Origin of the sequence: Micromonospora sp. NPDC005257 (assembly GCF_042872445.1) — a bacterium.
In the GTDB taxonomy this organism is placed as follows: domain Bacteria; phylum Actinomycetota; class Actinomycetes; order Mycobacteriales; family Micromonosporaceae; genus Micromonospora.
The window spans coordinates 514,392-531,523 of record NZ_JBIAKL010000003.1 but is presented as its reverse complement, the minus strand read 5'-3'; the positions used below and the strand labels follow the sequence as shown (position 1 = coordinate 531,523).

Sequence of the window (17,132 nt, the reverse complement as noted above, 5' to 3'; positions counted from 1 at the left end):
CCTTAATCATTAAGATAATTTGGGCAAGCTTTCCGGCAGCCACTGTGCACAGTCACCCTGGCTAGATACTCGTCCTAGTTGTATATTCAGTTCATGGGATCGGCTTCGCGCCCCGCACTGCGGGAACCCTCGTACTTCGTCCTTGCTGCTCTGCTCGGTGGCCCGCTCCACGGATACGCCGTGATCAAGCGGGTGACCGAGTTGTCCGACGGTCGGGTGATCCTCGCCGCCGGCTCGCTGTACTCGGTGATCGACCGGCTGCTCGGCGAAGGACTCGTCGCCGCCGACGGTGAGGAGATCGTCAACGGGCGTGCCCGCCGCTACTACCGGCTCACCGACGAGGGCCACCGCGTGCTCGCCGAGGAAGCCGACCGGCTCGCCCGGGCCGCCCGGGTGGTCATGGACCGCCTGCCGCGCGGGATCTCGCCGCACGCAGGCGCCCGTCAACCTTCTACCGCGAGGATCAGACCAGCATGAGTGTTCTGGAGAAGCGTTACCGCATGCTGCTGCGGGCCTATCCGGCCGGCTACCGCCGCGAACGCGCCGACGAACTGATCGACACGTTGATCGGCGACGAGCCGACCACCCGTCGCTGGCCCAGCATCAGGCAGGCGGCCTCGCTGATTCGGGGCGGGCTGCGGGTGCACGGTGGCAGCACCGCGGCCCGGCCCACCGCCGTGCTGTTCTGGCAGGGCATCCACCTGGGAGCCATGGCGGTGCTGGCGCTGGGTGTGCTCATCGGCCTGGACGACATCGTCGAGGCGTTCCAGTACGGCGGACTGTCCGACCCCCTGAACGTCCTGCGGAACCATGGCGTGCACGCGCTCATGGTGAGCGCGGCGCTGGTGGCGCTCGCCGCGGGCCGCACCCGTACCGCCGCCGTCCTTTCGGTGGCCGCCGTGGTGGTGCCGACCGTGATCTCCCCGAATCTGTTCCTCAACGGCCTGCCGCAGTGGTGGGCGCCGGTTGTCGCCGCGCCCCTGATCATTCTGGGCCTGCGGCGTCCGGCGGACGTGCCGGCGGCGCCCCGGGGTAACGCCGTGCTGGTCACCGCCGGCATCCTGGCCCTGCACCTGATCCCGGCGGAGGGCTTGCGCCTGGTCGACCCGGTCGCGCGGCTCGTCGCCGCCGGCATGGTGGTCGCCGGGGTGGCCGCCTTCCTGTGGGTGGGGACGGCCGACCAGCGGCTGCTGCTCGCCGTCGTCCCCACGCTCCTGCTGGGCACGCTCCACCAGCTCGACAACTCCGGGCTGACGGAGGAACTGCTGCGCCGGCCCGACGCCCTGCCGTCCCTGGTCGTCGCGGTCCTCATGGCGGTCGTCGCGGTCGTCTCGACCCGACTGCGGCAGCGCACCCGCGCCTGACCGGCGGACGGGCGGTCCGGTCCCCGGCCGGACCGCCCGCGCGGGAGACGACGGAACAGCTCGCCACCCCTCCTCCTGCCAGGGGAGAAGTCCCTCGGCGTCGACGTAGCCGCCGGTCGGTCCGTCGGGCAGGGCGGTCAGCCAGTCGCCGACCCGCGTACGGCCCGGCGGTCAGGTCGCTCCATGCGCATTGTCGCTGGCGGCGGGGGCAGTCGGCGGGGAATGATTCGGAGTACCCGCGGGCTGTCCGGCTGCAGCCCACGGCGCAGCAGAAGGGCGGTCGACGTCGATGACTCCGACGCAGCTACGGGCCTACGTCGCTGTCGTCCGGCTGGGATCGGTCAAGCAGGCCGCCGCGCAACTGGAGGTCTCCGAGCCGGCGGTCTCGCTGCTGATCGGCCAGCTACGCAGGGAGTTCGGAGATCAGCTGTTCACGCGGACGGCGGCGGGGCTGGCCTTCACCCCCGGCGGGCTGCGGCTCGCCAGCCGCGCGGCCGAGATGCTGGGCCTGCAGGACCGCACGGTCCTGGAGGTCAGTTCGGCGGCGCACGGCCGCCGGATGCTGCGGGTTGCCGCGTCCAGCGAGTTCGCCGAGTTCGCCGCGCCGAGACTGATCGAGCTGTTCGCCAGACGCGCCGCCGACCTCGACATCGAGCTGAGCGTCTGTGACCCCGGCTCCTTCGAGTCGCTGCTGCTGACCCGGGCCGCGGACATCGCGATGGGGCCGCTGCCGCCGGTGGCCGATCCGGCGGTCTCCTGCCGTCCCATGATGAACTACCGGCTCGTGACGGTCGTCGGCCCGGATCATCCGCTGGCCGGTGTGTCGGCGTCACCGGGGCAGTTGCGTGACCAGACGTGGCTGCTCGGGCCGTCGGCCACCAACGCCCTGGGCGCTGTCCCGGCGATGCTGCGCCGGCTCGGTGTGCCCGAGGAGCGGCAGCAGATCTTCCAGAGCCACGCGGCAGCGCTGGGTGAGGCCCAGCGTGGCCGGGGGATCGCACCTGCGCTGTCGTTCACCGTCGCGCCGGACGTCCGCGGCGGCCAGCTCGTGGCGTTGTCCGGGCCGCACGCCACGGCCGAGGCGACGTGGCATTCGCTGGTACTCGTCACCCCCGGCACGCCGTCCGCGGCAGCCGAGCTGTGCCGCTTCGCGTCGACGTCCCGGGCGATTCAGGCGATGATGCGCGGCGTGGGCGTCGCGGTGAACCGTTTCCGGCCCTCGGTGCACGTGACGCTCTGGAGCTGATCGGCGGCGTCCAGCAGGTCCCGGAACGTCGCGGCCGGCAGGAGCCGGTCACAGTACGGCAGGGCCGCGGCCATGCCCGCCACCAGGGGAGCGAAGCCGGGGGCGCCAGCCCGCGGGTTCAGCCAGACGATCCGGTGGGCGCGGCGGCTCAGCCGTGCCATCACGGCGGCGAGCTCGGCCGGCGGGTCGCTGTCCCAGCCGTCCGAGCCGATCAGCACCACCGCACCGCGAACCGCCTCGCCGTGCGGGGACGCGAGCAGCGCCCGCAGGTTCGCCGCGATCCGCGTACCCCCGAACCGGTCGGTCACGGCGGCGCTGGCGTGCGTGATCGCCGCGGACGCCGACGTGTGCCGCAGCGCGACGGTGAGCCGGGTGAGCGTCGTGGCGAAGGCGAACACCTCCGCGTCGGCGACCACCGCGAAGGCCCGCAGCAGGTGCAGGTACGCGTGGGCCTGGGCCCGCATCGACTCGCTGACGTCGCACAGCAGCACGACCCGGCGCGGTCGGCGTACCGGTCGCTCGCGGACGACCTCGACGGGCTCCCACGCGGTGCGACGGGCGCGGGCGATCGTCGGACGCAGCGCGACCCGCCGTCCGGCCGGGCCGACGGCGTGCCGTCTGGTGCGCCGGGACGGCCAGCGGGCGACGGCCTCGCGCAGGGCGTCGCCGAGCAGTTCGACCTGGGTGCTGTCGAGGTCCTCGAACGGCCGGTCGGCGAGCCCGGCGACGGCGCTGGGACGTCGCTCGGGTAGCCGCAGCCCGGCATCGGAGGGCTCCTCCGCGGCGACGGGCGCCGGCAACGTCGCCCACGGCAGCCCACCACCCTCGGCGGTGTCGGCGGTGTCGGCGGGCACCGGCAGGTGCACGTCGTCACCGGCGCCCGGCGGGGCCGCGAACCGGGTGAGCGGTAGCGGCGGCGCGTCGACGAAGACAGCGGCGAAGACACGGTCGAAGGCGGCGAGGTCGGCGTGCCGCCGCACGAAGCTGATCCGGGCGGCCCAGTAGAGCGCGGTCGTCTCCCCGGGTGTACACACGCCGAGCGCACGGACGAAGTCACCGGCCTCGGTGAGCCCGGCGGATACGCCGGCCCGCCGCAACCGGCCGGCGAACGCCGTCGCGAACGCCGCGCGGTCGACGCCGCGCAGCAGACCGGCGCTCACCGGCGTGCGACCCGCCAGGCGATCACCGCGCCGACGACGACGATCCCGACGAGCACCGGCACGAGGCGCTTGACGACGGCGCCACCGGCGATGTCGAGCAGGTCCAGCGTCTGCGCCTCGGCGGCCGGTTCGGCGCGTGCGCCGGCGGCCGGTCGACCGGTGGACGCCGACGCGACCACGGGGGCGCCGGCCAGGATGGTCCCAGGCGGTATGGCGGACGAGGGCCCGGCGGGCGCGGCGGAGGGCGCGGCGGCGACGGCCGTCGCGGGCTCGGATGCATCAGGCGCGGTGGCCGGGGGCGGGGTGCTGTCGCCGGTCTCCTCGGCCGCCAGCTTCGCCTCGAGGTTGGCGACGAACTGGGCGAGCAGCTTGCCGGACACCTCCTTGATCATGCCGCTGCCGAACTGGGCCAAGCGCCCCGAGATCTTCAGATCGGTGTCCACGCTGACGACGGTGCGCTGATCGTCCGGCCGCAGTTGGGCGGTGACCAGAGCGGACGCGTTGGCCGCCGACCGCCGGTCGCGGCCCTTCGCGTCGATCACCCCCCGATAGCGACTGTCGTCCTTCTCGACGAAACGTGCGGTCCCGGCGAACTCGGAGACGACCGGACCGACCTTGACCTTCACCGTGCCCTGGTGGACGTCGCCGTCGACGCCGGTCAGCTGGGCGCCCGGCAGGCACGGTGCGATGCCCTCCAGGTCCGTGAGGATCGCCCACGCCCGCGCGATCGGGATGTCGACGGTGAACTCGTTGGTGATCTTCATGCCGGCCTCTCCTGGTGTGCGCCGAGCGCGGCGGCGACGGCGGCGCGGTCGTCGGGGGTCTTGGCGATGGTGCCGATGGTCTGGACGACGTCGTCGGCGGCGAGGTCGGCGGCGCCGAGCACGGACAGTGCGGCGACCCAGTCGATGGCCTCGGCCATGCCGGGTGCCTTGTCCAGGCCGAGGGCGCGTACGTCGCCGACGAAGGCGGTCGCCGTGCGGACCAGCCCCTCGGTCGCGCCCGGCACGGCCCGTCGGACGATCTCGGTGGCGCGGCCCGTCTCCGGGAAGTCGATCCAGTGGTACAGGCAGCGGCGGCGCAGTGCGTCGTGCAGATCCCGGCTGCGGTTGGAGGTGAGCACCACGACCGGCGGCGTGGTCGCGGTGAACGTGCCCAGCTCGGGGATGGTGATCCCGGACTCGCCGAGGAACTCGAACAGCAGCGCCTCGAACTCGTCGTCAGCCCGGTCGATCTCGTCGATCAGCAGCACCGGCGGGACCGGTCCCGGGTGGCGTACCGCCCGCAGGATCGGCCGTTCCTGCAGGAACTCCGCGGCGAACAGGTCGGCGTCGGTCAGTGAGGTGTGCCGGGCCTCGGCCAGCCGGATGGCGAGCAACTGCCGCTGGTAGTTCCACTCGTACAGCGCCTCGCCGGGGGTCAGGCCCTCGTAGCACTGCAACCGGATCAGCGTCGTGTCCAGCGCCCGCGCCAGCGCCTTCGCCGCCGCGGTCTTACCGACGCCGGGCTCGCCCTCGAGCAGCAGCGGCTTGCCCAGCTTCAGCGCGAGGAAGACGGCCATCGCCATGCCGTCGTCGGCCAGGTAGTCGACGGCATCGAGCCGGCGCCGAACGGCCAGGGGGTCCTTCACCGCGCCTCGCCCGAGAGCAGCCGCTGGTAGTCCGCGCGGGTGTCCACATCGATCGGCACCGGCCCGTCCACGGGAATCTCCGTGACGGGGTGCCGGCCGGAGTGCAGCAGCTTCCACACCGCCTTGTCGCCGTGCAGGACACGCAGCTGCGGAAGGACGTCACTGGCGAACCAGAACGGGTGACCCAGGCCGTCGGCGTACCGGCACACCGCGAGCGGGGTGGTCGCCGCCGCGACCCGGCGTACGTCGGCGGCCCGCACGCCGGGCTGGTCGCCGAGCAGGAGCACGAGCCCGTCGGCGCGCGGGTCCACCGCCCGCGTCGCGGCGCGGATCGACGACCCGCAGCCCGTGCTGAACTCGGCGTTCTCGACGACCTGGACCCCGGTCAGGTCCACCCGCTCGCGGACCAGGTCGGCGGCGCCGCCGAGGGTCACCAGCACCTGGTCGAAGGCGCACGAGCGGGCCAGGTCGAGGGTGGCGTCGAGCAGCGTCCGGCCGCGGTACGGCAGCAGTTGTTTGGCCTCGCCGAGGCGCACCGAGGCCCCGGCGGCCAGAACCAGGCCGGTCACGAACACGGCTACGCCGCCACGTGCCGGTCGAGGCAGCCGGGGCAGCAGAACCAGTGATCAGTGCCGTCGATCCGCACGTGCGGGGTGTCCGGCCCGACCAGGACCGTCATCCCGCACACCGGGTCGACGGCCTGCTGGGGGAGCGCGACGGGTGGCGTGGGGGAGGAGGCGAGGCCGTCCAGCCGGAGCGCCCGCACCACCTCGGCCATGATCGACAGCGCGATCTCCTGCGGCGAACGCGCCCCGATCTCCAACCCGGCCGGGGTCCGGACGCGGGCGCGCTCGGCGTCGGTCAGCGCCAGCTCGTCGAGCACGGCCGCGCCGCGGGTACGGCTGGCCACCAGCGCGATGTGGCCCACTCCGGCATCCAGCGCGGCGCGGATGGCGTCCTGTTCGCCCTTGCCGAGGCCGGCCACCACCACCGCTGCCGCGCCGGAGTGGTCACCGGACGTGGACACCTCGAAGTCGAGGAAGGCGGCCAGGGTGGCCACCGCCGCGCTGATCGGCGTGTCGCCCACCAGACCCAGCACGGGTACGGGCAGCACCGGGCGCAGGAAGATCTCCAGCGCCCCGCCCGAGTGGCACGGGTTGACCACGACCTTCGCCCCCGGGGTGTCGGGGAAGGCGGGCGCGCCGTCCGGCAGGACCCGCAGCAGCAGCGCGTTGCCGTCCCGGAGGGCGTCCAGGGCGGCGGCCCGCACCGAGTTCTCGGCGCACACCCCGCCGACGAACCCCTCGATGGTGCCGTCCGGCAGGATCACCGCGTCGTCGCCGGGCCGGGCCGACGTCGGGTCCTGGGCCCGGACCACAGTGGCGTGCACGAACGGCGCGCGCGCGACGGTCAGATCACGCGTACGGCGGGCGGTCGTCGTCATGGCCACCTCCCTAGACCGGCGGGCGGGCGTTGCCGCGCATCGCGTCCCAGACGCGCGACGGCGTCAACGGCATGTCGGCATGCCGTACGCCGAACGGTTCGAGGGCGTCGACGATCGCGTTGACGATCGCTGGCGGGGAGCCGACGGTGGCCGACTCGCCCACGCCCTTCGCGCCGATCGGGTGGTGCGGGGACGGGGTGACGGTGAAGCCGGTCTCCCAGTCGGGCACCTCGAGCGCGGTCGGCAGCAGGTAATCCATGAGCGACGCGCCGAGACAGTTGCCGTCCTCGTCGAACGCGATCATCTCCATGAGGGCCATGCCGACCCCGTCGGCCAGCCCGCCGTGTACCTGCCCCTCGATGATCATCGGGTTGATCCGGGTGCCGCAGTCGTCGACGGCGATGAACCGCCGCACCGTGACCTGCGCGGTGCCGGGATCGATGTCCACCACGCAGATGTACGCCCCGTGCGGATACGTCAGGTTCGACGGGTTGTAGCAAATCTGCGCCTCCAACCCGCCCTCGATGCCCTCGGGCAGGTCGCCTGCGCCGTGTGCCCGCATGGCGATGTCCTGGATGGTCACGCTCTTTCCCGGGTCACCCTTGACCCGGAAGGAGCCCTTGTCCCACTCCAGGTCGGCGACCGAGACCTCCAGCATGCCGGACGCGATGATCTTGGCCTTGTCGCGGACCTTGCGGGCGACCAGGGCCGCCGCGGCACCAGAGACGGGGGTGGACCGGCTGCCGTACGTGCCGAGACCGAACGGCGTGTTGTCGGTGTCGCCGTGCACCACGTCGATGTCGTCCGGCGGGATGCCGATCTCCTCGGCGACGATCTGTGCGAACGTCGTCTCGTGCCCCTGCCCCTGGGACTGCACGCTGAGCCGGACCACGGCCTTGCCGGTCGGGTGCACGCGCAGCTCACAGCCGTCGGCCATGCCCAGGCCGAGGATGTCCATGTTCTTGCGCGGGCCGGCGCCGACGGCCTCGGTGAAGAACGCGATGCCGATGCCCATCAACTCGCCCCGGGCCCGCTTCTCCTGCTGCTCGCGCCGCAGGTCGGCGTAGCCGGCCATCTCCATCGCGAGCCGCATGGTCGGCTCGTAGTCGCCGGAGTCGTACACCCAGCCGGTCTTCGTCGTGTACGGGAACTGCTCCGGCCGGATGAAGTTCTTCAGCCGCAGCTCGGCCGGGTCCATGCCCAACTCGTCGGCGAGGCAGTCGACGATCCGCTCGACGAGGTAGACGGCCTCGGTGATGCGGAACGAACAGGCGTACGCCACACCGCCCGGCGCCTTGTTGGTGAAGACCGCCGTCATCTTGCAGTACGCGGCCTCGATGTCGTAGCTGCCGGTGAAGACCCCGAAGAAGCCGGCCGGGTACTTCACCGGCGCGGCGGTGCCGTTGAAGGCGCCGTGGTCGGCGAGGACGTTGGTGCGGATGGCCAGGATCCGGCCGTCGCGGGTCGCCGCGATCTCACCACGCATGATGTAGTCGCGGGCGAAGCCGGTGCTGATCAGGTTCTCGAAGCGGTCCTCCATCCACTTCACCGGCTTCCCGGTGACGATCGACGCGACGATCGCGCAGACGTACCCCGGATAGATCGGCACCTTGTTGCCGAAGCCACCGCCGATGTCCGGCGAGATCACCTGGATCTTGTGCTCGGGGATGCCCGCCACCAGGGCGTAGAGGGTGCGGTGCGCGTGCGGCGCCTGCGTGGTGGACCAGAGGCGCAGCTTGCCGTCGACGGCGTCGAAGTCGGCGAGCGCCCCACAGGTCTCCATCGGCGCCGGGTGCACCCGCGGATAGACCAGGTCCTGGCTGACCACGACGTCCGCCCGGGCGAACACCGCGGCGGTGGCCGCCTCGTCACCGGTCTCCCAGTCGAAGCAGTGGTTGTCGGTCTTGCCGTCGAGGTCGTCGCGGATCACCGGGGCGCCCGGTTCGAGCGCGCGGCGGGCGTCGACGACCGGATCGAGGACGTCGTACTCGACGTCGATCAGCTCCAGCGCGTCCCGCGCCGCGTACTTGTCCTCGGCGACGACGAACGCCACCTCCTGGCCCTGGAAGCGCACCTTGTCGGTGGCGAGCACGGCCTGCACGTCGTTGGAGAGCGTCGGCATCCAGGCCAGACCCTGCTCGGCCAGCATGGCCCCGGTCACGACCGCCTTGACGCCGGGTGAGGCCTCGGCGGCGCTCGTGTCGATGCTCAGGATCCGCGCGTGGGCCACCGGCGAGCGGAGGATGGCCAGGTGCAGCATGCCGGGCAGCCGGACGTCGTCGACGAACCGGCCCCGGCCGCGGACGAATCGCGGATCCTCCTTCCGCAGCATGCGGCCGTATCCCACCGGCTTCTGGTCGTTGTCGTGGAAGGTGTCCACGCGCTCGTGCACAGTCGTCATACGACGCTCCCGGCGGGCTGGCCGGCGTTGTCGATCTCGCCGGCTTCGCGTGATTCGGTGGTCTCGGTGACCGCGGCGGCGGCGTTCGCCTCGTGTACGGCGGCCCAGCGCACCGAGCGCACGATGGTGGCGTAGCCCGTACAACGGCAGATCTGACCGGAGATCGCCTCCCGGATCTCCGTCTCGGTCGGGTCCGGGTTGCGGTTGAGCAGTGCGCGGGCCGTCATCATCATGCCGGGGGTGCAGAAGCCGCACTGCAGGCCGTGGCACTGGATGAAGCCCTGCTGGACCGGGTCGAGCTCCGCGCCCTTCGCCAAGCCCTCGACGGTACGGACCTGGTGGCCGCCGGCCATCGCGGCCAGCACGGTGCACGACTTCACCGGTTCGCCGTCGAGCCAGACGACGCAGGTGCCGCAGTTGCTGGTGTCGCAGCCCGCGTGCGTGCCGGTCAGGTCCAGCACGTCGCGCAGGAAGTGCACCAGCAGCAGGCGACCTTCGATCTCCCGGGTGACCTCGACGTCGTTGACGGTCATGGTGACCTGCATGCTCAGCTCCTCGCCCGTTCCACGGCCCGGCGCAGGGTCCGTCTGGTCAGCTCGTCGGCCAGGTGCCGCTTGTAGTCCGCGCTGCCCCGCTGGTCGGTGGTCGGATCGCAGCTACGCGCGGCGATCGCGCCGGCCTGCTCGAAGAGGCTCTCGCTGGGCTCCTGCCCGCGCAGCGCCGCGGAGATCTCCGGGATGCCCGTGGTGTTGGGGCCCACCGCGGCCAGCCCGACCCGGGCGTCGGAGATCACGTCGCCGTCGAGCCAGACCGCCGCACCGGCCGAGACCACCGCCCAGTCGCCGGCCCGGCGTTCGACCTTCTGGTAGGCGCTGCCGCAGCCGGGCCGCACCGGCAGCCGGATCTCGACCAGGATCTCCCCGTCGCCGACGGCCGTCTCGTACGGCCCGACGTGGAACTCCTCCATGGACACCACCCGTTCGGCGCCGCCCGGCCCCCGGATCACGCAGCTCGCGTCCAGGGCGGTGCAGACCGCTGACAGGTCCTCCGACGGGTCCGCCTGGCACAGGGAGCCGCCCAGTGTGCCCCGGTTGCGCACCACCGGATCGGCGATCACCCGTTCGGCGTCGGCGAAGATCGGGAAGGTCGCCGTCAGGGTGGCGGACTCGAGCAGTTCCCGATGCCGGGTCAACGCACCGATGCGCATCTCGCCGGGGCCCGCCTCGATGTAGCCGAGCTCGTCGTGGAGATCGTTGATGTCGATGAGGTAGTCGAAACTGGCCAGCCGCAGCTTCATCATCGGCAACAGGCTGTGCCCGCCGGCGATCAGCCGTGACGTGCTGCCCAGCCGTTCCATCAGGCTGATGGCATGGTCCACACTGGTGGCTCGCTCGTACTCGAACGGGGCCGGCACCTGCATATCGCACCTCCGGAAGTCGTCAATGTGGTGCCGGCGCCTGCGGAAGTCAACGCCGACCTAAGCAAGTCCTTAGGTCGGCGTTGACGGTGCCGCGGCTGCTCACGGATCGTGCGGCCATGCGAGACATCGTCGACGGGTTGACCGCGTGGCGTGCCGCCGGCGTCCGGTTCGCCGTCGCGACAGTCGTGCGGACCTGGAGGTCGGCGCCCAGACCGCCGGGCGCGGCCATGGCGGTCTGCGCCGACGGCGAGGTCGTCGGCAGCATCTCGGGAGGATGCGTAGAGGGCGCGGTGTACGAGCTCTGCCGGGAGGCGATACGGACCGGCCAGGCGCGCACCGAGACCTACGGTGTCGGCGACGACGACGCCTTCGAGGTGGGCCTGACCTGCGGTGGCACGATCGAGGTCCTGGTCCAGCCGGACGTCGTGCTGACCGAGCCCGACGCGGTGCTCGCCGCGATCCGGGCAGGTGCGCCGGTGGCGACGGCGTCGGCGGGGAAGGCTCAGATGGTGGTCTGGCCAGACCGGGTGGCCGGTACCCTCGGCGACGCCGACCTGGACCGCGCGGTGACGCAGCAGGCCGAGGGCATGCTCGCCCTCGGCACCACCGGAATCATCCAGCTCGGTACGCACGGCCAGCAGCGGCACGACGAGGTGTCCGTTTTCGTCCAGTCGTACCTGCCGCCACCACGGATGATCGTGTTCGGCGCGATCGACTTCGCCGTCGCGGTGGCCCGGATCGGGCGCTTCCTCGGCTATCACGTCACGGTGTGCGACGCCCGTCCGGTGTTCGCCACCCGCAAGCGCTTTCCCGAGGCCGACGACCTCGTCGTCCAGTGGCCGCACACGTACCTGGCGTCGACGGCAGTCGACGAGCGCACGGTGCTCTGCGTCCTCACCCACGACCCGAAGTTCGACGTCCCGCTGCTCCAGGTCGCTCTGCGCACCCCGGCCCGCTACATCGGCGCGATGGGCAGCCGCCGCACCCACGCCGACCGGCTGCGCCGCCTGCGCGAGGCGGGTGTGGACGAGGCTGCCCTCGCCCGGCTCTCCTCGCCGATCGGGCTCGACCTGGGGGCACGGACGCCGGAGGAGACCGCCGTCGCGATCGCCGCAGAGTTCGTCGCCCTGGCCGCGGGAGGCTCCGGCCGCCGGCTGCGAGATCTGGACACCCCGATCCACCGCAGCTGACAGCACGGCGGCGTGCCTCGGTCGCGTCGGATCAGTGGTTCCGCCTGTGTCAAGGTCGGGATAACCGGTTGGCGCTCGTCCGGTGGTCGGGCAGCATCTCCGGGGTGATGCTCCTGGTTCCCGGCGATCCCTGCGCCCGCGTCAGCCGGACGACCACTTCGCGGCCGAGGCGCGAGCGGCACGCGAAGCCGGCATGACGGTCGCCGTGGTGGACCACGACGCCCTGGCCCGGGGTGATGACGTCGAGCGGGCCGTGTCCCGGGTGCCGGCCGGTGGCGGTGTGGCCGTGTACCGGGGCTGGATGCTGAGCAGCCGGCGCTACGCCGGCTTCGCCGACGTGCTCGCGACCCGGGACGTGGCGCTACGGACGACGGCTGAGCAGTATCGGCGAGCGCACGAGTTGCCCGGCTGGTATCCGGCGTTGGCGGCGGTGACCCCCCGGTCGGTGTGGACGGTCGGAACGGACCGCGCGGACTTCGACAGCGCCCGGTCCGCCTTCGGCCGGGGGCCGGCAGTGCTGCGGGACCACGTCAAGTCGATGAAGCACTACTGGGCCGAGGCGGCGTTCGTCCCGGACGTGGCCGACGGTGACGCGGCGTGGAAGGTCGCCAGCCGGCTGCGGGAACTCCGGGACGACGACTTCGCCGGTGGATTCGTGCTGCGCGAGTTCGAGTCGTTCACCGGGAGCGAGGTGCGAAGCTGGTGGCGGGACGGCCGGTGCGTGCTGGTCGGACCACACCCGGACACCCCGTACGACCGGCCGTCGACGCAGGTCGACCCGGACACGATCGCCCCGATGGTGGCGGCGCTGGCCCTGCCGTTCGTGACAGTGGACCTCGTTGCCCGCGCCGACGGTGTCTGGCGGGTGGTCGAGGTCGGCGACGGGCAGGTCAGCGACCGGCCCACGAGCATCGCCGCCACGGAGTTCGTGGCGGCGCTGTGACAGGTCCGCCTCGGGGCCCGGTCTCCCAGTGATCGCGTGGTTGGGGTGGCGACATGGCGGAATACGAATACGCCCGGCTCTACACCTGCTCGCGGGGTGGATCGTTCACCGCGACATTCATCGGTCCTTCCTGTGGGAGCGCCCCCGAACACGCATGATCAGACGGTGAGCGGACCCTGTGCTGCCGTCCTGCTGCCCGATTCGTGGACCCCGTCGCACGGCGAACTGTTCCGGGTCTGGTTGGCGCAGGCGCTCACCAAGGAGACCGGTGACTGGTGGCTGCTGCGAGAGCCGTACCGGTTGGGCTGGCAGGTCGTGTCGCCGACTACCGGACCGATGCTGGTCGAGCCCGGTGACTGGGCCTCCGAGGACCAGGACGAGGAAGCGTGCCTGGTGCGCGCTGTCGGGTTCCGACCCGCGACCGAGGTCCTCCTGGCCGCGGCGACGAACGGCCTGGACGACCACCGGTTCCTGGCTCACCTCGCGGTCGCGACCGCCCGTCGCTACGGCGGACTCATCGACCTGACCGGGCAACTACCGGTGCCACCTCCGCTCGGCGTCCGCGCCCTCGACGCCGTCGAGTCCGGGGTCGGGATGGCACAGTGGCAGGCCAGGGTCCGGGAGACCCTCAGGATGCTTGGCGGGACATGGCAGGAGATCCCCTACCTCACCGATCGCGGCACCACGGCCATCTACCACGTCGTCGACCCCGACCTCCTTGCCGCCTGGTTGACGCATCCGGACTTTCGCATGGTGAAGTAACGGGCTCCCGGCTCAGCCGGCGATCGATGCCGCCATCCGGCGCAGGGCCCCGACGAGGTCGGCGGCGGAGGGCGCGTGGGCCGGGTCGATCAGCCACTGGGTGATGACGCCGGTGAGCAGAGCCTGATGGAAGGCGCCGAACGATGCCGCCTCGGCCGGCGTGGCGGTGGTGGGCGAGGCGTCGAAGAGTTCGGCCAGGCCGAGCCGGGCCGCGGGCAGTCCGGCGGCGAGCTGCTCACGGACCTCGGGCTGGTGCTGGCTCTGGGTGACCATCTCAAGCTGCATCGCCCACAGCCCGGGGTTCGCCCGGAACGATTCGAGGATCCGCACCCAGACGGCCTCGAAACGCTCCAGCGGACCCGCGTCGGCCAGGTCGTCGGCGGCGAGCGCCCTGGACATCTCATCACCCCACTCCCGCATGACCTGAATCATGGCGGCGTTGAGCAGGGCCTCGGTGGAGCGGTAGTGATAGCCGATCGCGGCCAGGCTGGTGCCGGCGGCGGTGGCGATGTCGCGGGCGGTGGTGCGGGCGTAGCCCTTCTCGTAGAGACAGCGCTTCGCGCCTTCGAGGAGAGCCTCACGATTTCCCATGGGGCGATCCTAACCGTCTGAGACATCGTACTAATACATATGTCTTGAACAAATGTCTTACACAAGCGTATCGTCGAAGCATGACTAAGACGGTCCTGATCTCCGGCGCCGGCATCGCCGGCCTCACGCTGGCGCACTGGCTGCGCCGCCACGGCTTCACCCCCACTGTCGTCGAGCGGAGCGCGGAGCTGCGCGACGGGGGGTACAAGGTGGACATCCGCGGCGCCGCCCTCGAGGTCGTGCGCCGCACCGGGATCCTGGAGCAGGCCCGACAGCTCCGCACCGACGTGCGCGGCGGCACCGTGGTCGACCGCACCGGCAAGCGTGTCGCCAGCATGAACGGGGACACCTTCGGCGGCCGCGAGGAGCACGACGCGGAGATCTTGCGTGGCGACCTCACCCGGCTGCTGTTCGACCTCACCCGAGACGAGGTGGACCATCGCTTCGGTGACGCGATCGCCGCGCTGGACGGCACGTCGGTCACCTTCGAGAGCGGCCGCACCGAGACGTTCGACCTGATCGTCGGCGCCGACGGGGTGCACTCGCGCACCCGGGAGCTGGCCTTCGGCCCGGAGTCCGGCTTCGTCCACGACATGGGCTACCGCGTCGCCATCTGCACCGTGCCAAACCATCTGGGCCTCGACCGCGAGGAGCTGACCTATGTCAGCCCCGGCCGCACCACGCTGGTCTACAGCACCGCCGGCCAGACCAGCGCCAAGGCGATGTTCCTGTTCACCGCGCCGGACGGGGCCGACGAGAGCGATCCGCGCCGGGCGCTGCGGGAGGCCTTCGCGGGGCAGGGCTGGGAGGTGCCCCGGCTGCTCGACGCTGTGGCCGACGCGCCCGACCTCTATTACGACCGGCTCGCCCAGGTGCGGATGGACAGCTGGTCGGCCGGCCCGGTCGTGCTGCTCGGCGACGCGGCGCACTGCGCGTCCCCGGCTTCCGGGCAGGGCACCAGCCTGGCTCTGGTCGGGGCCTACCTGCTGGCCGGCGAGCTGGCCGCATCCGGCGCCGACCACCGGGCCGCGTTCGCGGCCTACGAGAGCCGGATGCGTCCGTTCGCCGAACGTAACCAGAAGCTCGGCCCGGCCAACGTCAAGCGGATGGTGCTGAGCAGCTCCAACCAGGTCAAGATGTCGATGGTGATGCTCGGGGTGATGTCCAGGCTGCCCGGCCGCGACCGGATGATGGTTGCCGTGATGGCGCCCCTGCGCAGAGCCGCCAACGCCATCGAGATCCCTACCTACCCGACGGCCCGGTTGGACGAGCCGCCGGCGAGGAGCGACCGGTCGCGCTGAACGGTGTCGAACAGCGCACAACGGGAACGGGTGTGCCGCGTCGATCGACCAGGGGTCAGGCCTGGCTCAGGCCGAGGGCCTCGTCCACCCGGTCCAGCACCGTCACGTCGTCGTGGCCGACGCCGCGCAGCAGGTCGATAGCGGTCGCCCGGATCTGCCCGACGATCATGGTGACCGGCAGCGGCGGGTCGGTCCGCAGCAGGCCCGCGGCGATCCGGACCGCCTCCAGGGCCGCCGCGTCCGCTCGCTGCGCGTGCCGGTCGGCGTCGGCGCCGGTGAGGTCGTGGGCCATGGCCTCACCAGCCGACCGTACGGCAGAGGTCAGCGCGCCGATCGCGGCGGCCAGCTCCGGCGGGGTGGCGGTGTGCCGGCGGGTCAGGGTCACGCCGGCGCGGGCCAGCACGCGGATGTTGCGGGCGGCGTAGTCGAGCTGCCGCAGCGTCTCACCGGTGGCGAGCACCGCGGCCTGCATCTCGGCGACGCAGTCGTCCACCTGCCGTGCCCGGTCCAGCGCTGCGCGGGCGGCGTCCTCGTCGCAGCCGCGCAGCGCCGCGTTGATCTGGTCGAGCAGGTCGGCCAGGTCGGTGTAGCTGCGCCGGGCCTGCGCCACCAGTGGCGCCAGCGGGTCACGGGCGGCCATCAGCTGGCTGGCGCCCAGTGCCACCACGCCGCCGATGAGCGCGTCGACGAAGCGGAACGGCATCAGCGTCCCGTTCGGCGCGGACACCACCACCAGGGCCACCGCGAGCGACACCACAACCGTCCTCATGCCGTCGGCGCTACGGCGTGCGCACCAGCCTCGGCGGGCGGCGAAGTACGGCGCGGTGAGGTTCAGGGGCTGCTCCGTGCGCCGCCGGATGGCAAGCTCACGTGTCGTGATCGATGACTTCGCGACGGGCCTCCCGCCCGGCGGGCCCGGGTCGGTACGTCAGGCGCAGGTCCGGAAGCCCGGGGTCCGCCGATGAGGGCGGTCATCGTCGCGGCCGCTGTCGCCTTCGTCATCTCCCTTTCGGCACGCCGGTGGCGGTGCGCGTCTTCAGCGCGCTGAAGGTCATCATCACCACGACCTGGGTGATCCAGATCGTCTCGTACCGGGCCACCGGCCGGCGTGTCTTCCGGATGGTGCCGTTGCGCCACCCCTTCGAGCTGGCCGGTTGGAGCGAGTCCACCATCGTGGTGCGGTTCTGGATCGTGGCCGGCGTCTGCGTCGCGGCCGGCCTGGGCCTGTTCTACTCGGACTTCCTGGCGGCCGTCGGATGAGGGTCCCGGGAGCCGGGGTCGTCAGCGCTTGACGACGGTGAGCAGCACGGCGGAGTCTGCGAGCGCCTCCAGCGTGTGCCGGCGGTCCGGCACGATCAGCAGATCGCCGGGTGCGCCGTCCCAGGACGTCTCGCCGGCGCCGAGCCGGACCCGGCCGTGCAGGACGTGGACGGTGGCCTCGCCGGGGTTCTCGTGTTCGCTGAGCATCTGGCCGGCGGTCAGCGCGATCACCGTCTGGCGGAGCTTGTGCTCGTGACCGCCGTAGACGGTGGAGCTGCTGCGGCCGCTGGAGGAGGTGTGTGCGCGCTCCAGTTGCTCGCGGGCCAGCGCGGTCAGGGATGACTTCTGCATCAGGTGTCCCGTCCTCTCGTCGTAACGGTGCTCCCGAGCCGCCCAACCGGCTCAGGTCGACTCTGGCAT

General features: G+C 72.0%; 18 protein-coding genes and 1 pseudogene. 8 read left to right on the top strand and 11 right to left on the bottom strand.

The genetic code is table 11. The features are described 5' to 3' along the window. Positions 1 to 93 precede the first annotated feature (93 nt). The 3 genes from ACFYO8_RS09275 (at position 94) to ACFYO8_RS09265 (ending at position 2,610) form a co-directional block, all read left to right on the top strand. Positions 94 to 477 (top strand): helix-turn-helix transcriptional regulator, encoded by a 384-nt coding sequence (locus ACFYO8_RS09275; protein ID WP_354873953.1) that lies wholly within the window; start codon positions 94 to 96, stop codon positions 475 to 477. Further along, positions 474 to 1,364 (top strand): hypothetical protein, encoded by an 891-nt coding sequence (locus ACFYO8_RS09270; RefSeq protein WP_354873955.1) that lies wholly within the window; start codon positions 474 to 476, stop codon positions 1,362 to 1,364. Before ACFYO8_RS09275 ends, ACFYO8_RS09270 begins: the two co-directional genes overlap by 4 nt. 289 nt (positions 1,365 to 1,653) lie before the next feature. Then, positions 1,654 to 2,610, top strand: coding sequence for a LysR family transcriptional regulator (locus tag ACFYO8_RS09265; protein WP_354873957.1), 957 nt, complete (start codon positions 1,654 to 1,656; stop codon positions 2,608 to 2,610). On the opposite strand, the gene ACFYO8_RS09260 is transcribed toward ACFYO8_RS09265, so the two are convergent. The 8 genes from ACFYO8_RS09260 to ACFYO8_RS09225 are packed head-to-tail and all read right to left on the bottom strand — an operon-like array spanning position 2,535 to position 10,665. Further along, the gene (locus ACFYO8_RS09260; RefSeq protein WP_354873958.1) at positions 2,535 to 3,770 is read right to left on the bottom strand and encodes a VWA domain-containing protein; all 1,236 of its coding nucleotides are present in this window, start codon (positions 3,768 to 3,770) and stop codon (positions 2,535 to 2,537) included. The two genes, ACFYO8_RS09265 and ACFYO8_RS09260, sit on opposite strands and share 76 nt — an antisense overlap. Continuing rightward, positions 3,767 to 4,534: an SRPBCC family protein gene (locus ACFYO8_RS09255; RefSeq protein ID WP_354873960.1), complete on the bottom strand. Its 768-nt coding sequence runs from the start codon at positions 4,532 to 4,534 to the stop codon at positions 3,767 to 3,769. Before ACFYO8_RS09255 ends, ACFYO8_RS09260 begins: the two co-directional genes overlap by 4 nt. Next, positions 4,531 to 5,400, bottom strand: coding sequence for a MoxR family ATPase (locus tag ACFYO8_RS09250; protein ID WP_354873962.1), 870 nt, complete (start codon positions 5,398 to 5,400; stop codon positions 4,531 to 4,533). The genes ACFYO8_RS09255 and ACFYO8_RS09250 overlap by 4 nt, the downstream gene beginning before the upstream one ends. Beyond that, positions 5,397 to 5,969, bottom strand: a complete 573-nt coding sequence (locus ACFYO8_RS09245) for a nucleotidyltransferase family protein (RefSeq protein WP_354873964.1) — start codon at positions 5,967 to 5,969, stop codon at positions 5,397 to 5,399. Before ACFYO8_RS09245 ends, ACFYO8_RS09250 begins: the two co-directional genes overlap by 4 nt. An 8-nt stretch (positions 5,970 to 5,977) precedes the next feature. Then, positions 5,978 to 6,844, bottom strand: a complete 867-nt coding sequence (locus tag ACFYO8_RS09240) for an XdhC family protein (RefSeq protein ID WP_354873966.1) — start codon at positions 6,842 to 6,844, stop codon at positions 5,978 to 5,980. 10 nt (positions 6,845 to 6,854) lie between these two features. Beyond that, on the bottom strand, positions 6,855 to 9,245 hold the full coding sequence (locus tag ACFYO8_RS09235) for an aerobic carbon-monoxide dehydrogenase large subunit (RefSeq protein WP_354873968.1): 2,391 nt from the start codon (positions 9,243 to 9,245) through the stop codon (positions 6,855 to 6,857). Next, positions 9,242 to 9,790, bottom strand: a complete 549-nt coding sequence (locus ACFYO8_RS09230; RefSeq protein WP_354873970.1) for a (2Fe-2S)-binding protein — start codon at positions 9,788 to 9,790, stop codon at positions 9,242 to 9,244. The genes ACFYO8_RS09235 and ACFYO8_RS09230 overlap by 4 nt, the downstream gene beginning before the upstream one ends. A gap of 2 nt (positions 9,791 to 9,792) precedes the next feature. Then, positions 9,793 to 10,665: a xanthine dehydrogenase family protein subunit M gene (locus ACFYO8_RS09225; protein WP_354873972.1), complete on the bottom strand. Its 873-nt coding sequence runs from the start codon at positions 10,663 to 10,665 to the stop codon at positions 9,793 to 9,795. 116 nt (positions 10,666 to 10,781) lie between these two features. Between ACFYO8_RS09225 and ACFYO8_RS09220 the strand changes: the two genes are divergently transcribed. The 3 genes from ACFYO8_RS09220 (at position 10,782) to ACFYO8_RS09210 (ending at position 13,560) form a co-directional block, all read left to right on the top strand. After that, entirely contained in the window at positions 10,782 to 11,855 is a 1,074-nt protein-coding gene (locus ACFYO8_RS09220; RefSeq protein WP_354873974.1) for an XdhC family protein, read from the top strand. A gap of 193 nt (positions 11,856 to 12,048) precedes the next feature. Then, positions 12,049 to 12,798, top strand: a complete 750-nt coding sequence (locus tag ACFYO8_RS09215; RefSeq protein WP_387256911.1) for an ATP-grasp domain-containing protein — start codon at positions 12,049 to 12,051, stop codon at positions 12,796 to 12,798. 165 nt (positions 12,799 to 12,963) lie between these two features. Beyond that, on the top strand, positions 12,964 to 13,560 hold the full coding sequence (locus ACFYO8_RS09210) for a DUF6368 family protein (protein ID WP_354873978.1): 597 nt from the start codon (positions 12,964 to 12,966) through the stop codon (positions 13,558 to 13,560). 12 nt (positions 13,561 to 13,572) lie between these two features. Here ACFYO8_RS09210 and ACFYO8_RS09205 read toward each other — a convergent pair whose 3' ends face one another. Continuing rightward, entirely contained in the window at positions 13,573 to 14,151 is a 579-nt protein-coding gene (locus ACFYO8_RS09205) for a helix-turn-helix domain-containing protein (RefSeq protein ID WP_354873979.1), read from the bottom strand. Positions 14,152 to 14,231: 80 nt separating this feature from the next. Here ACFYO8_RS09205 and ACFYO8_RS09200 point away from each other — a divergent pair, with 80 nt between their 5' ends. Next, positions 14,232 to 15,452: an FAD-dependent monooxygenase gene (locus ACFYO8_RS09200; protein WP_355094916.1), complete on the top strand. Its 1,221-nt coding sequence runs from the start codon at positions 14,232 to 14,234 to the stop codon at positions 15,450 to 15,452. A 55-nt stretch (positions 15,453 to 15,507) separates the two neighbouring features. On the opposite strand, the gene ACFYO8_RS09195 is transcribed toward ACFYO8_RS09200, so the two are convergent. Continuing rightward, positions 15,508 to 16,221, bottom strand: a complete 714-nt coding sequence (locus ACFYO8_RS09195; protein WP_387256909.1) for a hypothetical protein — start codon at positions 16,219 to 16,221, stop codon at positions 15,508 to 15,510. A 275-nt stretch (positions 16,222 to 16,496) separates the two neighbouring features. Here ACFYO8_RS09195 and ACFYO8_RS09190 point away from each other — a divergent pair. Beyond that, positions 16,497 to 16,712: pseudogene (locus ACFYO8_RS09190) on the top strand (phospho-N-acetylmuramoyl-pentapeptide-transferase); the annotation flags it as partial. Between the two features lie 21 nt (positions 16,713 to 16,733). On the opposite strand, the gene ACFYO8_RS09185 reads toward ACFYO8_RS09190, so the two are convergent. Then, positions 16,734 to 17,063 carry a cupin domain-containing protein gene (locus ACFYO8_RS09185; protein WP_354873985.1) on the bottom strand — a complete coding sequence of 110 codons (330 nt, stop codon included), beginning with the start codon at positions 17,061 to 17,063 and terminating at the stop codon, positions 16,734 to 16,736. Between the last annotated feature and the right edge of the window lie 69 nt (positions 17,064 to 17,132).

Excerpts from the sequence above, each read along its gene's own strand:
- ACFYO8_RS09215 (WP_387256911.1), top strand. The coding sequence starts at position 12,049 with ATGACGGTCGCCGTGGTGGACCACGACGCCCTGGCCCGGGGTGATGAC.
- ACFYO8_RS09265 (WP_354873957.1), top strand. The coding sequence starts at position 1,654 with ATGACTCCGACGCAGCTACGGGCCTACGTCGCTGTCGTCCGGCTGGGA.
- ACFYO8_RS09220 (WP_354873974.1), top strand. The coding sequence starts at position 10,782 with ATGCGAGACATCGTCGACGGGTTGACCGCGTGGCGTGCCGCCGGCGTC.
- ACFYO8_RS09200 (WP_355094916.1), top strand. The coding sequence starts at position 14,232 with ATGACTAAGACGGTCCTGATCTCCGGCGCCGGCATCGCCGGCCTCACG.
- ACFYO8_RS09240 (WP_354873966.1), bottom strand. The coding sequence starts at position 6,844 with ATGACGACGACCGCCCGCCGTACGCGTGATCTGACCGTCGCGCGCGCG.
- ACFYO8_RS09185 (WP_354873985.1), bottom strand. The coding sequence starts at position 17,063 with ATGCAGAAGTCATCCCTGACCGCGCTGGCCCGCGAGCAACTGGAGCGC.
- ACFYO8_RS09230 (WP_354873970.1), bottom strand. The coding sequence starts at position 9,790 with ATGCAGGTCACCATGACCGTCAACGACGTCGAGGTCACCCGGGAGATC.
- ACFYO8_RS09225 (WP_354873972.1), bottom strand. The coding sequence starts at position 10,665 with ATGCAGGTGCCGGCCCCGTTCGAGTACGAGCGAGCCACCAGTGTGGAC.
- ACFYO8_RS09195 (WP_387256909.1), bottom strand. The coding sequence starts at position 16,221 with ATGAGGACGGTTGTGGTGTCGCTCGCGGTGGCCCTGGTGGTGGTGTCC.
- ACFYO8_RS09255 (WP_354873960.1), bottom strand. The coding sequence starts at position 4,534 with ATGAAGATCACCAACGAGTTCACCGTCGACATCCCGATCGCGCGGGCG.
- ACFYO8_RS09270 (WP_354873955.1), top strand. The coding sequence starts at position 474 with ATGAGTGTTCTGGAGAAGCGTTACCGCATGCTGCTGCGGGCCTATCCG.
- ACFYO8_RS09205 (WP_354873979.1), bottom strand. The coding sequence starts at position 14,151 with ATGGGAAATCGTGAGGCTCTCCTCGAAGGCGCGAAGCGCTGTCTCTAC.
- ACFYO8_RS09235 (WP_354873968.1), bottom strand. The coding sequence starts at position 9,245 with ATGACGACTGTGCACGAGCGCGTGGACACCTTCCACGACAACGACCAG.
- ACFYO8_RS09275 (WP_354873953.1), top strand. The coding sequence starts at position 94 with ATGGGATCGGCTTCGCGCCCCGCACTGCGGGAACCCTCGTACTTCGTC.